The following is a 15235-nucleotide window of genomic DNA, read 5'->3' as shown; positions in this document are numbered from 1 at the left end:
ACGCCGGGAGAAGGCGCCGTTGAAAAACAGGAGCTGAAACGTGAAAAAGTTCATCCTCGCCGCGCTGGCAACATCGATCCTCGCCAGTCCGATCGCGATGGCACCCGCCGAGGCGCAGGGCCGTCAGGATCACCAGGAGCGCCGCACCACCATCGTCCGCGAGGGACCGCATGGCCGCACCGTCACGCACCGCACGGTCGTCAACAACCGCAATCCGTATCGCCGCTGGAACAAGGGCCAGCGCTTCGATCACCGCTATGCGCAGAACTATCGCGAGATCAACGACTGGCGGGCCTATCGCGGCCGTCGCCTCTATGCGCCGCCGCGCGGCTATCATTGGGTGCGTTCGGGCAATGACGCGGTGCTCGTCGCCGTCTCAGGCGGGCTGATCGGCGCGGTGCTGGCGGGCGCTTTCAACTAAGGAACACTTGCTTCCTGCGCCAAAATCGCTAAGGAACCACGCTCCGGGGTGGAAGGCGCACGCTTTCCGCCCCGGTTGCTATTGAAGACGACAGTCGGAGGGGCGTTCGCATGGTGCGGGCGTCAGCGATCGGCCAAGATAAAGGTAATGCACGCATGGCTCTGTACGAGCATGTGTTCCTTGCGCGCCAGGATCTGGCACAGGCGCAGGTGGATGCACTGGCGGAAATCGCCACCAAGATCATTCAGGACAACAATGGTCGGGTCGTCAAGACCGAGACCTGGGGCCTGCGCAGCCTCGCGTACAAGATCGCGAAGAACCGCAAGGCGCATTACGTGATGCTCGAGATCGACGCCCCCGGCTCGGTCGTCGTCGAGCTGGAACGCCAGATCCAGATCAACGAAGACATCATCCGCTACATGACCGTCAAGGTCGACGAGCTGGAAGCCGGCCCGACCGTGATGATGCGCAAGAGCGAGCGGGACCGCGAACGTCGTGGCGACCGTGAAGGTGGCCGTGGCGGTGATCGTCCCGACCGTGGTGAGCGCAGCGAGCGCCCGCGTCGCGATTTCGACGGCGAATAAGGAGTTATAGACAATGGCACGCCCATTTTTCCGCCGCCGCAAGAGCTGCCCGTTCTCCGCAAAAGACGCTCCCCGGATTGATTACAAAGACGTCCGGTTGCTCCAGGGCTTCGTGTCCGAGCGCGGCAAGATCGTCCCCTCGCGCATCACCTCGGTGAGCGCGAAGAAGCAGCGCGAGCTCGCCCAGGCGATCAAGCGCGCCCGTCATCTGGGCCTGCTGCCCTACATCGTTAAGTAAGGAGCGACCCACATGGATGTGATCCTGCTGGAACGAGTCGAAAAGCTCGGCAACATCGGCGACGTGGTGAAGGTGAAGGACGGTTTCGCCCGCAACTTCCTGCTGCCGAACAAGAAGGCGCTTCGCTCGAACGAAGCCAACCGCAAGGTGTTCGAAAAGAACCGTGAGCGCATCGTGGCCGAGAATGCCGCGAAGCGTGGCGAGGCCGAGAAGGAGTCGAAGACGATCGACGGCCTGACGATCACGCTGATCCGTCAGTCGTCGAACACCGGCCAGCTCTACGGTTCGGTCGCGGTGCGCGATCTGATCGAGGCGCTCGAGGCCGAGGGCCACAAGGTGCCGAAGGCGGCGATCGTGCTCAACAAGCCGATCAAGGCGATCGGGCTGTACGAGGTCAAGGTCGCGCTGCACCCCGAGGTGTCGGTGACGGTCAAGATCAATATCGCGCGTTCGCCCGAAGAAGCCGAAATGCAGGCGCAGGGCGTCGATGTCATGTCGGCCATGTTCGAGAAGGACGAGGCCGGCTTCGTCGAAGCCTATGATCCCAACGCAGAACCAGGCGCGACCGCCGAGGTTTCCGCCGAGGAGCCGACCGAGGGCTGATCGCCTTCGCCGTCAGGTACAGAAAAGGGCCGTCCGGAGTGATCCGGGCGGCCCTTTCCTTTTGACGAACGTTCACCACCCAAACGTCATGCCAGCGCAAGCTGGCATCTCTCCCAGCGGGAGCGCTCGCCATCACGAGAATACCCCAGCTTTCGCTGGGGTGACGCATAGAGGCGATCCGCGCTCACCACAGCACGCCGTCCTTATCTGGAGCGAGCGGCTCCGGCGCCTCGTCGCCGATCGCCTGCAACAAATCGATCTCGATCGTGCGGCACATCGCCGAGAGCGGAACATCGTGCAGCGTGTTGGCGAATGGATCGACGAGATCGTCGCCGATCGCCAGAATCGCAAGGAACATCAGCCCCGCGATCGTCGATCCAAGCGGGGTCGCGAAACCCAGCGTCTCGACCAGACCGATCGGCAGCAGGATGCACAGCATATGCGTGAACACCATCGGGAAGAAACGGTACTGGTTGGGCAGCGGCGTGTTCTTCAGCCGTTCCATCCCGCCTTGCGCGTTGGCGATATCGACCAGCACATTTTCCATCGCGGCCTGCTGGATCGTGTCGATCAGCCCCTGACGCCGGGCGATGTCGATGCGCCGCCCGGTGCCATCGACAATGCCATTCGCGACGTTGGTACGCTTCAGCGCCGGCGTTGCTTCGCCTTCGGAGAGGAAGCGCAGTACGTCCGTGTCCGGCTTCTGGCGGCGCAACTGGCAGCGCAGCGCGTTGACATAGGCGATCTGGCGCAGGACGATCGTCCGCTTCAGGTCCGTGGCCTCTTCTGGCAGGAAGTTGCGCGCCTGCCGCGCCAGGCTGCGGCTGGCGTTGATCATCAGCCCCCACATCATGCGCCCTTCCCACCAGCGCTGATAGGCCGAGTTGCTGCGGAAACCCAGCACCAGCGCCAGCGCCGAGCCGAACAGGGTCAGCGGCAGCGACGGCGCGGTGAAGGGCAGGACATAATAGGTCGCGGTGACGGTGACGTCCCATACGAACAACACTGCGAGCGGCTTCCAGATTTCCCGGATCACCTGTTTGGCGCCGGGGACGGCAGTAACGATCATAGAGCCTCAACCTGCGAAACAAACTGGACGTGCTTTGCCTATCACGGCTTCGCCGGATCGGCGTCGCCCTTCTTCGCGGCGCCGGCTTCGGCGGAGCTGGCAAGCGCGATCGCAGTGCCCGTGGCAGGACGCAGGACGAACCATTGCGGCCGCTCGATCGCGACGAGATAGGCGAGAACGACCAGACCGAAGGCGAGAAATTTCCACGACCCGCGCCAGGTTTCGAGGGCGGCGTGATGGTTACGATCGTCGGGTTGGTGCATGAATGTCCTCCATTGTCACGGCACCGCCAAGCTAGGGAGGACCGTCGGGCCGCGCATGAACCAGGCGTAACGTTATATTGCTGCACCGCAGCATTGCGACAAAACGCAATGTATTCAGGTCGAACCGCGACAAACCGCAACCGAGGCCGGTTCGGGAACCGTTGTGCGCTCCCCGAACCGTCACACCCGCTCAGGCCGGCGCATGTTCCTCGGCCAGCGCGGCGCGGACCGCAGCGACAGCGTCGACCGCTTTTGCGCCATCCGGGCCGCCACCCTGCGCCATGTCGGACCGGCCACCACCGCCCTGCCCGCCCAGCACCGCGACTGCGATACGCAGCAGATCGACCGCGCTGCGCGATTCGGCCACATCCGCCGTCAGCCCGACGGCAACCGAGGCACGGCCTTCGTTGACCGCTACGATCATCGCCACGCCCGAACCGATTCGTCCCTTAACATCGTCGACCGCGCCGCGAAGCGACTTGGGATCGAGGCCTTCGATCACCTGCCCCACGAAATTGACGCCACCGATCTGCTCCGGCCCCGCCGGCGCGGCGCCAGCACCGCCGCCGAGCGCGAGCGCCTTCTTCGCCTCAGCCAATTCGCGTTCGAGCTTACGGCGCTCCTCGACCAGCGCCGCCACGCGGGCGGGCACGTCGTCCGGCGTCGCCTTGAGCGCTGCAGCAGCTTCGCGCAGTTTCTCGTCGCGCGCGCTGAGATAGGCGCGTGCCGCCTCGCCGGTCAGCGCCTCGATCCGGCGCACCCCGCTCGACACCGCGCTTTCCGAGACGATCTCGAACAAGGCGATGTCACCGAGCGCGTTGACGTGCGTGCCGCCGCACAGTTCGACCGAATAGCTGGCATCGGCGTCGCGGCCCATCGACAGCACGCGAACCTCGTCGCCGTACTTTTCGCCGAACAGCGCCATCGCACCGGCAGCGATCGCGTCGTCGGGAGTCATCAGCCGCGTCGTCACCGCGTCGTTGCCACGGATGTGCCGGTTCACATCGGCCTCGACATCGGCGATTTCCTGCGGCGTCATTGCACTGTTGTGCGAGAAATCGAAGCGCAGCCGATCCTCGGCAACGAGGCTCCCTTTCTGCGTGACATGCCCCCCGAGCCGCCGTCGCAGCGCCGCGTGCAGCAGGTGAGTCGCGCTGTGGTTGGCGCGGATGCGGGCACGACGATCGACATCGATCGCCAGCCGCACGGTATCGCCGACCGCGACCGCGCCGCTGTCGATCCGCGAGCGATGCGCGAACAGCCGGCCGAGCGGCTTGGCGGTATCTTCGACGGTGATCGAGACGGCATCGCCGGTGATCGTGCCGGCATCGCCCATCTGGCCGCCGCTCTCGCCATAGAACGGCGTCTGGTTGACGAGGATGTCGACCGTGTCGCCCGCCTCGGCTCGTTCCACCCGCGCGCCGTCCTTGATGATCGCGATGACCTGCCCCTCGCCGGCATCGGTCGCATAGCCGATGAATTCGGTGCTGCCGAACGCCTCGGCGATGTCAAACCACAGATCGTCCGAAGCGCGCTGGCCCGAACCTTTCCAGGCAGCCCGCGCCGCACGCTTCTGCTCGGCCATCGCCGCATCGTAGCCGGCGCGATCGACGCTGATCCCCTGCGGACGCAGCGCATCCTCGGTGAGATCGTAAGGGAATCCGAACGTGTCGTAGAGCTTGAACGCGGTTTCGCCGGGCAGGACCGCGCCTTCGCCGAGCCCGGCGGTCGCCTCGTCCAGCAGCCGCAACCCGTTGGTCAGCGTGCGGCGGAACTGCGTTTCCTCCTGGAGCAACGTCGCCTCGATCAGCGGCTGCGCGCGCACCAGCTCAGGGAAGGCTGCGCCCATCTCCGCGACGAGCGACGGCACCAGCCGATGCATCAGCGGGTCTTTCGCGCCGAGCAGATGCGCATGCCGCATCGCCCGCCGCATGATCCGGCGCAGCACATAGCCGCGCCCTTCGCTCGCCGGCAGCACGCCGTCGGCGATCAGGAATCCCGACGAGCGCAGATGATCGGCGATGACGCGGTGGCTGGCCTTGGCGTCGCCCTCTGCCTGAGTGCCGGTCAGCGCGACCGAGGCGGCGATCAGCGCCTTGAAGGTGTCGGTATCGTAATTGTCGGTGACGCCCTGCAGGACAGCGGCGACTCGCTCCAGCCCCATGCCGGTGTCGATCGACGGGCGCGGCAGTGGATTGCGCGTCTCCTTGTCGACCTGCTCATATTGCATGAACACCAGGTTCCAGATCTCGACGAAGCGGTCGCCATCTTCCTCGGGGCTACCGGGAGGACCACCCCAGATGTGGTCGCCGTGATCGTAGAAGATCTCGCTGCACGGCCCGCACGGCCCGGTGTCGCCCATCGACCAGAAATTGTCGTTGGTGGCGATGCGGATGATGCGATCCTCGGGCAGACCCGCGATCTTGCGCCACAGATCGAACGCCTCGTCATCGGTATGGTACACCGTGACGGTCAGCTTCTCCGCCGGGATACCCCATTCCTTCGTCAACAGGTTCCAGGCGAGCGTGATCGCACGCTCCTTGAAATAATCCCCGAACGAGAAATTGCCCAGCATCTCGAAGAACGTGTGGTGCCGCGCGGTGTAGCCGACATTGTCGAGATCGTTATGCTTGCCGCCGGCGCGCACGCATTTCTGCGAGGAGGTCGCGGTCGAGTAAGGCCGGCTCTCCAGCCCGGTGAACACGTTCTTGAACGGCACCATGCCGGCATTCACGAACATCAGCGTCGGATCGTTCTGCGGCACCAGCGGCGCGGACTGGATGCGGGCGTGCCCCTCGCGCTCGAAATAGTCGAGGAAGCTGCGGCGAATGTCGTTTGTCGAGATCATCCCGCCGACTTAGGCGAGGCCGCACATCTTCTCAAGCGTGGCGCTGTCGCGACGAGCCGTGCATCTTCGCTTTGCTGGCAACGGCAATCCACCGGCTGTAAGGCCAAGCCGCCACCCGACGACACCAGGCGCACAGGGAGAAGATCTTGCGAAAATTGGCAGTCCTGCTTGCGATCACGATGCCATTTGCCGTCGCGGCCGCCCCCGTCGCCGCGCAAGCGCCGCTACCGGCCCCGACCGAGCGGCAACGCCTGATCGTGCTGAGCGACATCGAGGCCGATCCCGACGATACGCAATCCTTCGTTCGGCTGTTTCTCTATTCGAACGAGATCGACCTCGAAGGTTTGGTCGCGACGACCTCGATCCACATGAAGACGGCGATCCATCCCGACTCGATTCGCCGCATCATCGCGGCCTATGCCAAGGTGCAGCCCAACCTGTCGAAGCACGAGGCCGGCTATCCGACGCCCGACCGCCTTCGCGCACTCGTGCGCGAAGGCCAGCCCGGCTATGGCATGGCGCTGGTCGGCGCCGGCAAGGACACGACCGGGTCGCGTCTGATCGTCGAGGCAATGGAGCGCAACGACCCGCGCCCGCTGTGGATTTCGGTGTGGGGCGGCGCCAACACGCTCGCGCAGGCGCTGTACACGATCCGCGAAACGCGTTCGCCGGACGTGGCGCGGCGGTTGATCGCGAAGCTGCGGATCTACACGATCTCCGATCAGGATGATGCCGGCGCGTGGCTCCGCAAGACCTTCCCCGATCTGTTCTACGTCGTCAGCCCGGGCGGCTATGGCGCCGGCACCTGGACCGGCATCCACACGCTGATCGACGGCGCGGACAACCACACGATCAGCAATGCCTGGCTGCGCGACAACATCCAGCAAGGGCATGGGCCGTTCGGCGCGATCTATCCCGATGTATCCTATGGCATGGAAGGCGACACGCCTGCTTTCCTGTCGCTGATCCCCAACGGCTTGAGCAATCCCGATCACCCCGATTGGGGCGGCTGGGGCGGCCGGTACGAACTCTACACCCCTCCTGTCGCGACGACCGATCCGAGCGGGTTCAGCGGGGTGACGATCGCGCCGGAGACGCGTCCGATCTGGACCAACGCGATCGACAGTTTCACGCCGCAGGTCGCGCGCGAATTCGGTCGCGCAACCACCCCCGGCGACCGGCAGATCAAGGATTTCCGCGCCGGGCTATGGCGCTGGCGCGACGACATCCAGAACGATTTCGCCGCGCGCATCGAATGGACGGTGCGGCCGTTCTCGCAAGCGAACCACCCGCCGGAAGTACGGCTCGCCGGGCCGGATCGGCTGACCGTGAAGTCGGGCCAGCGCTTCGTGTTGAGCGCGGCCGACAGCACCGACCCCGATGGCGACAGCCTGAGCTTCCAATGGTTCCACTATCAGGAGATCGGCCATTGGCAGACGCCGATCCTCAACGGCATCGCCGCCAACATCCACACGGTCGACTTCACCGCGCCCACCGTCACCGAACCGCGCGAGGCGCATTTCATCGTGCGCGTGACCGACAAGGGCACGCCGCCGCTATCCCGCTACAAGCGCGTGATCGTAACGATCACGCCCTGATCGTCACCCCAGCGGCTCGTCGATCGAGACGGGCGGGACCGAGAACCATTTCGGCCCCGTCGGGGTCATGTGGAAACAATCTTCAAGCCGAACGCCGAACTTTCCGGGGAGATACAGCCCCGGCTCGTCCGAAAAGCACATGCCGGCCGCGAGCGGCGTCGTCTCGCCGTGGACGAGATTGACCGGTTCATGCCCGTCGAGCCCGATGCCGTGGCCGGTGCGGTGCGACAGCCCCGGCAGGCGGTAGCGCGGTCCGTAACCGAGGCTTTCGTAGAAGCCGCGCACCGCATCGTCGACCGCGCCTGCCGGCGTGCCGATCCGCGCCGCGGCGAACGCCTTCGCCTGGCCGGCGCGGACATGCTCCCAGACCGTGCGTTGCTCCTTGCTGGCGGCGCCGAACACGAAGGTACGCGACACGTCGGACTGATAGCCCTGCACCGTGCAGCCGCAGTCCATCAGCACCACTTGCCCGTCCGCCACAACCTGCGGCGCGCGGCTGCCGTGCGGATAGGCGGCCGCTTCGCCGATCAGCACCAGCGCGAATTCGGGATCGCCGCCAAGCTTGCGCGTGGCGGCGTTCATCAGCGCGGCGATCTGCTCGCGCGTCATGCCTTTCTCGATGCGCCGATGAACCCAGCGGTAGGCGGCGATCGTCACGTCGGTGGCGCGCTGCATCAGTGCGATCTCGGGCGCGGTCTTCACCATCCGGCAGCCGCGCACGACCGGATTGGACGAAACGATCTTCGCATCGGGCAACGCACGCGCGAGGCCATCGACCGCGAAATAGCGCACCGTCTCCTCGATCCCGACCGATCGCCCGGCGAGCCCACGCTCGCGCAAGAAGCCGGCGACCAGCTTGAGCGGGTCTTCATCCTCCTGCCAGACTCGCACATCGCACGGAATCGCGAGCGTCTGGCGGACCGAGGGTTCCTCGAAAAACGGCGTGACGATGCAGGGATCGCCCTCGGCTGGCAGAACCGCAGCCGTCAGCCGCTCGCTGCGGTGCCATTCGACGCCGGTGAAATAGACCAGCGACGATCCCGCCTCGACAAGCACCGCACCGATGCCGTTCGCCTTCATCAGCGCCTGCGCGCGGGCGATCCGCGCGAGCCGCTCGGTGGCGGTGATCGGGGCCACGTCTTTCGTAATGTCGGCGAGACCGGCGAGATCCGGCTCGGCCGCGCGAACGGCATGCGCGGCGGCGAGCAAGGGCAAGGCCCCCGCTATCTTCAACACGCGACGACGGCCTGAGAAACTATCTTGCTGCATCGGAACACGATAGGGCGCTTGACGGCGCCGGGGCAATGCCCTTGCTATGCGAGGGGCTAGCGGGAGAACAGACTTGGCGAAGCGGTTGACGTGGTACATTCTCGGCGGGCTGGTGCTCGGCATCGTGCTCGGCTGGGCGATCCACGCCGGGATCGACAATGGCACGCCGGAAGCGACCGCGCGGCTCAAGGGCATCGCTGGCTGGTTCTCGATCCTGACGACGGTGTTCCTGCGCCTCATCAAGATGATCATCGCGCCGCTGGTGTTCTCGACGCTGGTGGTCGGCATCGCGCACATGGGCGATACCGGTGCGCTCGGGCGGGTGGGGCTGAAGGCGGTCGGGTGGTTCATCGGCGCAAGCCTCGTATCGCTGACGCTCGGGCTGCTGCTGTTCCATCTCACTTCGGACCTCGGCGACATGCTGGGACTCAGCCCGCATCTGACGCCGCCGCCCGTCAACGCCGCGGTCGGGCTCGACGCGAGCGGGTTCGATCTCGCCAAGATCATCACGCATATCGTGCCGAGTTCGATCGTCGAGGCGATGGCGACCAACGAAATCCTCCAGATCGTGATCTTCTCGGTGTTCTTCGGGGTCGCGATCACCGCCGTCGGCGAGCGCGCCGCGCCGTTGGTGACAGCGGCCGAGGGGCTTGCCGCAGTGATGTTGCAGATCACCGACTACGTGATGCGACTCGCGCCGATCGCGGTGTTCTCGGCGATCACGGCGGCGCTGACCGAACATGGCCCGGGGCTGATCTTCAAACTCGCCTATTTTATGGGGAGCGTGTATTTCGGGCTGGCGACGCTGTGGATCGTACTGGGTGTGCTCGCCTTCGCGGTGATCGGGCGGCGTGCGGGCATGTTGTTTCGCTACATCCGCGAGCCGGCGCTGCTCGCCTTCTCGACCGCGTCGTCCGAAGCGGCGTTCCCGCGCACGCTGGAGGCGCTCGACCGGTTCGGCGTTCCTGCCAAGATCGCGAGCTTCGTGCTGCCGCTCGGCTATTCGTTCAACCTCGACGGCTCGATGATGTACATGACGTTCGCGTCGCTGTTCATCGCCAAGGCTTATGGCATCCACCTGGCGCTCGGCACACAGATCGCGATGCTGCTCACGCTGATGGTGACCTCGAAGGGGATCGCCGGCGTGCCGCGCGCGAGCCTCGTCGTGATCGCCGCGACGCTCGGGCAGTTCGGCATACCCGAGGCCGGGTTGCTGCTCATCATCGGTGTCGATCAGTTTCTCGACATGGGGCGTTCGGCCACCAACGTCGTCGGCAATGCGATCGCGGCGAGCGTGGTGGCGCGGTGGGAGGGCGACCTCGATCCGCCCGAGCCGGCCGAGATCGAGCCGCCGCATGCGCCGAGCCACGGCTTCACGCGTCACGCGTAGGCGTAAGGCCCACCCTGGGCGAGCGCGGCCTGATAGGCGGGGCGCGCGTGGATGCGGTCGAGCCAGGCGATCGTCGCCGGGCGTGAGGCGTCGAGGCCGGCGCGGCTGCGGGCGGCTTCGAGCGGAAAACTCATCATGATGTCAGCGCCGGTGATCGTGTCGCCGGCGAACCACGGCTGAGTCGCGAGAACGGTTTCGACATAGTCGAGATGGACGTCGACCATCGGCTGGAAGCGCCGACGCGCGGTGCGGCCGAACAGCGGCACGCGGCTGAGGACGAGCAGCACGAAGAGCGGCGGCATTAGCGAGCCTTCGGCGTAGTGGAGGAATTGGCGGTAGCGAAGCGCCGCATCGCGGTGCGCTGGCGCGGCGAAGCGGCCGTCGCCTTTCTCGACGAGATATTCGACGATCGCGCCCGTCTCGACGAGGACGCGGCCGTCGTCCTCGATCATCGGCGACTTGCCGAGCGGATGGAGGCGTTTGAGCGCTTCGGGCGCGAGCATCGTCTTGGGGTCGCGCGCGTAGCGGCGGACTTCGTATGGCAGTTCGAGTTCTTCGAGCAGCCAGAGGATTCGCTGCGAGCGCGAATTTTCGAGGTGGTGAACAATGATCGTCATGGCGCTCTCAATCGCGGATCGATGCGATCGGTTCCACCACGCTGAAAGGCCCGCGACGTGGGCGGGCCTTTCCGGGCTTTGCGACGCTGGACGAACGCCGCGTTAAAAATCGCTAAGGTTGCTCACATATCGACGTCGTCGTCCTCGGGGCCGGCCATCATCTCTTCGGCGACCTTGTCGGTGCGGCTGCGGATGGCCTTTTCGAGACGATCGCACATCTCGCTGTTTTCCTTGAGGAAATTCTTCGAGTTTTCGCGGCCCTGGCCGATGCGGACGCTGTCGTAGCTGAACCATGCGCCCGATTTCTCGACGAGGCCGGCCTTGACGCCGAGATCGAGGATTTCGCCGATCTTGGAGACGCCCTGCCCGTACATGATGTCGAATTCGACCTGCTTGAACGGCGGCGCGACCTTGTTCTTGACGACCTTGACGCGGGTGGTGTTGCCGATGATCTCCTCGCGATCCTTGATCTGCCCGGTGCGGCGGATGTCGAGGCGGACCGAGGCGTAGAATTTCAGCGCGTTGCCGCCGGTGGTCGTCTCCGGGTTGCCGTACATCACGCCGATCTTCATGCGGAGCTGGTTGATGAAGATCACCATGCAGCGCGAGCGGCTGATCGAGCCGGTGAGCTTGCGCAAGCTCTGCGACATCAGGCGGGCCTGGAGGCCGACATGGCTGTCGCCCATCTCGCCCTCGATTTCGGCACGCGGCACTAAGGCCGCGACCGAATCGACCACCAGCACGTCGATCGCGTTCGAGCGCACCAAAGTATCGACGATCTCGAGCGCCTGCTCGCCGGTGTCGGGCTGCGAGACGATCAGCTCGTCGATGTTGACGCCGAGCTTCTTGGCATAGACCGGATCGAGCGCATGCTCGGCATCGACGAAGGCGGCGGTGCCGCCGCCCTTCTGCGCCTCGGCGATGACGTGAAGCGCGAGCGTGGTCTTGCCCGAGCTTTCCGGGCCGTAAATCTCGATCACGCGGCCGCGCGGGAGGCCGCCGACGCCGAGCGCGATGTCGAGGCCGAGCGAGCCGGTCGAGATCGTCTCGACCTGCATCGTCTCCTTCGATCCGAGCCGCATCGCCGAACCCTTGCCGAACGCACGGTCGATCTGCGCGAGCGCGGCTTCGAGTGCTTTTTGCCGCTCATCAGCGGCCTTTGTGTTGGATGCTGCCATTTTGGTGTCGATGACCTTCAAAGATGCCGCCAAGATAGCCTCCGTCGCTAAACCGATGTGCCTGCGCATTCAATGCGTGTTGGAAGCTGCGTATCCTATTTGTTCTTTTGGAACAAGAGCGGAACGGAGAATTTTGTTGGAAATCGTGCGCGCGCTTGGCGGGGTGGCGCGCAGGGGCACACCCTTCGACTTCGCTCAGGGCGAGTGGGGTGGTGTTTTGCGGTGGTTCCGCGCCACATTCAGCGGCCCCGGCCTTCGCCGGGGCGACGGGATTAGGCCAGCGCTTCCAAAGCCTTTGCCACGCCGTCCATCGTGAAGGGCTTGGCGAGCGAGGGGCGATCACGGAAGCGTTCGGCGACGCTGTCGTGCGAGCCGCCGGTGGCGAACACGAAGGGGATGTTCGCCGCCGCGAGCGCATCGGCGATCGGCAGGCTGGTCTCGCCACCGCGCAGATTGAGATCGAGGATCGCCGCATCGATGCCGCCGGCTTCGATCAGGCTCATCGCGCCCGATACGCAATCGGCACTGCCGACCGCAACCTTGTCGAGAATTTCGAGGAAATCCTCGAGCATCATCGCGATGAGGGGTTCGTCCTCGACGATCAGGATGTTTTTCGGCGCGGTCATGACGGGTCCATAACCATCAACCCCCGCCCGCGCCAAGCCCTTTCGCGGACATCATCGCGCGCACCGCCTCGGCAAGCTGCTGTACCGAAAAGGGTTTGGCGAGAAACGCGACGTTTTCGAGGTCGATCGACTTGCGCAACGTCTCCTCGGCATAGCCCGACATGAACAGGATCGGCAGATCGGGATACAGTTTCCGCGCGCGCCGCACCATCGTCGGGCCGTCCATCAACGGCATCATCACATCCGAGACGAGCAGATCGGGGCGGGGCTGGCTGGCGAGCAGGTCCAGCGCCGCCTCGCCATGTTCGGCGGTGAGCACGGTATAACCCTGGCGGGTAAGCGCGCGCTCGGCGACGGCACGGACCATGTCCTCGTCCTCGACGAGCAGGATCGTACCGCTGCCCCACAGATCGAGCGGCTTCTTCGGCGGGGCGATCACCGTGTCCGCGACGGGCGCGGACGCGGTGTGGACGGGCAGATACATGCTGAACACCGCCCCCTGCCCCGGCTTCGAATCGGCGAAGATGTAGCCGCCCGATTGCTTGACGATGCCGTACACGGTCGAAAGGCCGAGCCCGGTGCCCTTGCCGACATCCTTGGTGGTGAAGAACGGCTCGAAGATCTTGGGCAGCACATCGGGCGGGATGCCGGCGCCGTTATCGACCACTTCCAGCCCGACGTAATCGCCAACCGGCAGGATATCCGATCCCATCCGCCGCACATCGGTCGCGGTCATCGCGAAGGTACGGATCGAGAGCACGGCGCCACCTTTCGGGGGCTTGGCGAGCATCGCGTCGCGCGCGTTGACCGCGAGATTGACGACGACCTGTTCGAGCTGGCCCGGATCGGCGCGCACCGGCGCGAGATTGCGGCCATGCTTGACCTTGAGGGTAATCGATTCGCCGAGCAGCCGCTTGAGCAGTTGCGACACTTCGGAAACGACATCGGGCAATTGCAGCACTTGCGGGCGAAGCGTCTGCTGGCGCGAGAAGGCGAGCAATTGCCGGGTGAGCGAGGCGGCGCGGTTCGAATTGGCGCGGACTTGCTGGATATCGTCGTAATCGCTGTCGCCGGGCGAATGACGCATCAGCATCAGGTCGCAATGCCCGATGATCGCGGTGAGGATGTTGTTGAAATCGTGCGCGACGCCGCCGGCGAGCTGGCCGACCGCCTGCATCTTGGTGGCCTGTGCGACCTCGCGCTTGAGCCGGGTCTCCTCGCCATTGTCCTTGAGGCTGAGCAGCACCGCCGCATCGCCGAGGCCACGCGCGCCGGCGATCGACAGCGCGACCGGCTCGTCGGGATGATCCTTGAGGCGGATGGCGAGATCGGTCGAATGCGTCGCGCCACTGGCGAAGCGGCGCACCGCATCGGCGATGACGCCCTTGTCCTCGCGCACGACGAGATCGCCGGGGTAAACCGGCGGCGCGGCGGGATCGACCAGCGCGGCGCGCGCGAAAGACTCGTTCATCTGGAGGAAGCGCCCGTCGTTGCCGACGAGCGCAACGCCAAACGGCATCAGCGCGACGAGCGTCTGGACATGCGCGCTGGCGCTCGCGCCGACCGGGGGCGCGCCGCTCTGCTCCTCGTCGATCAGCGCGACCAGCATCGGCGCGTCGTCACCCTCCACGAAGGGGATTTGCAACACGCGCAGCGGGTTCTTGAGCATCCCCTCGCGCTCGAAGCGGACCATGCCGCGTTCGTCGGTGATGAGGAAGCGCGCGAAATCGCGGCCGGTGATGGCGGCATCCGCATGCCCCATCGCACGCGCGCGCAGAACGCTGTTGGCGGCGATGACGCGACCGTCGTGCCCGATCAGCGTGACCATGATGCCGGCGCGCCCGAACTGCTCGCCGATACGCCCGGCGACAAGCTCCTCGACCGTGGCGGCGAGGTTGACGCGGACGGTCTGGCGGAAACGCCACACCAGCAGATCGCCATCCTCGCCAGCGCAGGCGATGTCGGCGACGATGCCTGAGCCACGTGCGACGAGCCGGTCGAGCGTGGCGGTGCCGTCTCGCCAGGCATGCCGGCCGGCGACACCGAGCCGCTCCGCACCGTCGCCATCGAGCGGCAGGCCGGGCGGGGTCGGGAAGCCGCCGAACAGCGCTTCATACTGATCGTTGGCGCACACCAGCCGCCCGGCCCGATCGGTGACGGCGACCGCATCGGTGCTGGCCGCGGCGAGCGTGCGGGCGAGCGCCCAATCGGGTTCGCCGCCCTCGCCCGCACTGGACGGGAACAGGCGGCGAAAGGCAATCATCCCGCCAACCGCGACGATCGCGGTGGCGAGGAAGGCGGCGGCGACCACGATGTTGCCGAGCAGCCCGAGGATGACGAGCGCGGCGGCGATGCCGGTGGCGCCGGCGATCAGCGCCGCATCGCGCGCCGGGTGGGAGTCGGGGGACTTGAGGATAGGAAGGCTGGCCATTCGTATCCTTCTTTGGCTGGGGTTGGTCTGCGAGGCTATCACATATCGGCGTGCGATGATCACTCGCTGCCAATACAACTCCGTTCGTGCTGAGTAGCCG

14 protein-coding genes are annotated in these 15235 nt (G+C 65.6%); 6 read left to right on the top strand and 8 right to left on the bottom strand.

Features of this window, described 5'->3' with window-relative positions:
• Window positions 1–40: 40 nt before the first annotated feature.
• From J0A91_RS13925 to rplI, 4 genes are all read left to right on the top strand, one after another.
• The gene (locus tag J0A91_RS13925; RefSeq protein ID WP_240502015.1) at window positions 41–421 is read left to right on the top strand and encodes an RcnB family protein; all 381 of its coding nucleotides are present in this window, start codon (window positions 41–43) and stop codon (window positions 419–421) included.
• A 155-nt stretch (window positions 422–576) separates the two neighbouring features.
• The gene (gene rpsF / locus J0A91_RS13920) at window positions 577–1005 is read left to right on the top strand and encodes a 30S ribosomal protein S6 (RefSeq protein WP_069205416.1); all 429 of its coding nucleotides are present in this window, start codon (window positions 577–579) and stop codon (window positions 1003–1005) included.
• A 13-nt stretch (window positions 1006–1018) separates the two neighbouring features.
• Window positions 1019–1243 (top strand): 30S ribosomal protein S18, encoded by a 225-nt coding sequence (gene rpsR, locus J0A91_RS13915; protein WP_010543816.1) that lies wholly within the window; start codon window positions 1019–1021, stop codon window positions 1241–1243.
• A gap of 12 nt (window positions 1244–1255) precedes the next feature.
• Complete coding sequence (gene rplI, locus J0A91_RS13910; protein ID WP_069205415.1) at window positions 1256–1846, top strand: 50S ribosomal protein L9; 591 nt, start codon at window positions 1256–1258, stop codon at window positions 1844–1846.
• A 184-nt stretch (window positions 1847–2030) separates the two neighbouring features.
• On the opposite strand, the gene J0A91_RS13905 is transcribed toward rplI, so the two are convergent.
• The 3 genes from J0A91_RS13905 to alaS all read right to left on the bottom strand — a co-directional run bounded on the left by J0A91_RS13905 (window position 2031) and on the right by alaS (window position 6026).
• Complete coding sequence (locus J0A91_RS13905; RefSeq protein WP_069205414.1) at window positions 2031–2915, bottom strand: bestrophin family protein; 885 nt, start codon at window positions 2913–2915, stop codon at window positions 2031–2033.
• Window positions 2916–2956: 41 nt separating this feature from the next.
• Window positions 2957–3178 carry a hypothetical protein gene (locus J0A91_RS13900; protein ID WP_069205413.1) on the bottom strand — a complete coding sequence of 74 codons (222 nt, stop codon included), beginning with the start codon at window positions 3176–3178 and terminating at the stop codon, window positions 2957–2959.
• Between the two features lie 190 nt (window positions 3179–3368).
• The gene (gene alaS / locus J0A91_RS13895; protein WP_069205412.1) at window positions 3369–6026 is read right to left on the bottom strand and encodes an alanine--tRNA ligase; all 2658 of its coding nucleotides are present in this window, start codon (window positions 6024–6026) and stop codon (window positions 3369–3371) included.
• Window positions 6027–6172: 146 nt separating this feature from the next.
• On the opposite strand from alaS, the gene J0A91_RS13890 reads away from it, so the two are divergent.
• A complete protein-coding gene (locus J0A91_RS13890) occupies window positions 6173–7624 on the top strand; it encodes a DUF1593 domain-containing protein (protein WP_240502014.1) in 1452 nt (483 codons plus the stop codon).
• Between the two features lie 3 nt (window positions 7625–7627).
• Here J0A91_RS13890 and J0A91_RS13885 read toward each other — a convergent pair whose 3' ends face one another.
• Window positions 7628–8893, bottom strand: coding sequence for a M24 family metallopeptidase (locus J0A91_RS13885; RefSeq protein WP_069205411.1), 1266 nt, complete (start codon window positions 8891–8893; stop codon window positions 7628–7630).
• A gap of 73 nt (window positions 8894–8966) precedes the next feature.
• Between J0A91_RS13885 and J0A91_RS13880 the strand changes: the two genes are divergently transcribed.
• Window positions 8967–10283, top strand: a complete 1317-nt coding sequence (locus J0A91_RS13880; RefSeq protein WP_069205410.1) for a dicarboxylate/amino acid:cation symporter — start codon at window positions 8967–8969, stop codon at window positions 10281–10283.
• Here the strand turns inward: J0A91_RS13880 and J0A91_RS13875 are convergent.
• The 4 genes from J0A91_RS13875 to J0A91_RS13860 form a co-directional block, all read right to left on the bottom strand.
• Entirely contained in the window at window positions 10274–10900 is a 627-nt protein-coding gene (locus J0A91_RS13875) for a glutathione S-transferase family protein (protein ID WP_069205409.1), read from the bottom strand. The genes J0A91_RS13880 and J0A91_RS13875 overlap by 10 nt on opposite strands.
• A gap of 122 nt (window positions 10901–11022) precedes the next feature.
• Window positions 11023–12111, bottom strand: a complete 1089-nt coding sequence (recA, locus tag J0A91_RS13870) for a recombinase RecA (RefSeq protein ID WP_420852800.1) — start codon at window positions 12109–12111, stop codon at window positions 11023–11025.
• 239 nt (window positions 12112–12350) lie between these two features.
• Window positions 12351–12704 (bottom strand): response regulator, encoded by a 354-nt coding sequence (locus J0A91_RS13865; protein ID WP_069205408.1) that lies wholly within the window; start codon window positions 12702–12704, stop codon window positions 12351–12353.
• A 16-nt stretch (window positions 12705–12720) separates the two neighbouring features.
• Entirely contained in the window at window positions 12721–15135 is a 2415-nt protein-coding gene (locus J0A91_RS13860) for a hybrid sensor histidine kinase/response regulator (protein ID WP_069205407.1), read from the bottom strand.
• Window positions 15136–15235 lie beyond the last annotated feature (100 nt).

It is taken from the genome of Sphingomonas panacis, from assembly GCF_001717955.1.
Classification (GTDB): domain Bacteria; phylum Pseudomonadota; class Alphaproteobacteria; order Sphingomonadales; family Sphingomonadaceae; genus Sphingomonas; species Sphingomonas panacis.
Note: the sequence above shows the minus strand (reverse complement) of the source record. Positions and strands in the feature narration are given on the sequence as shown.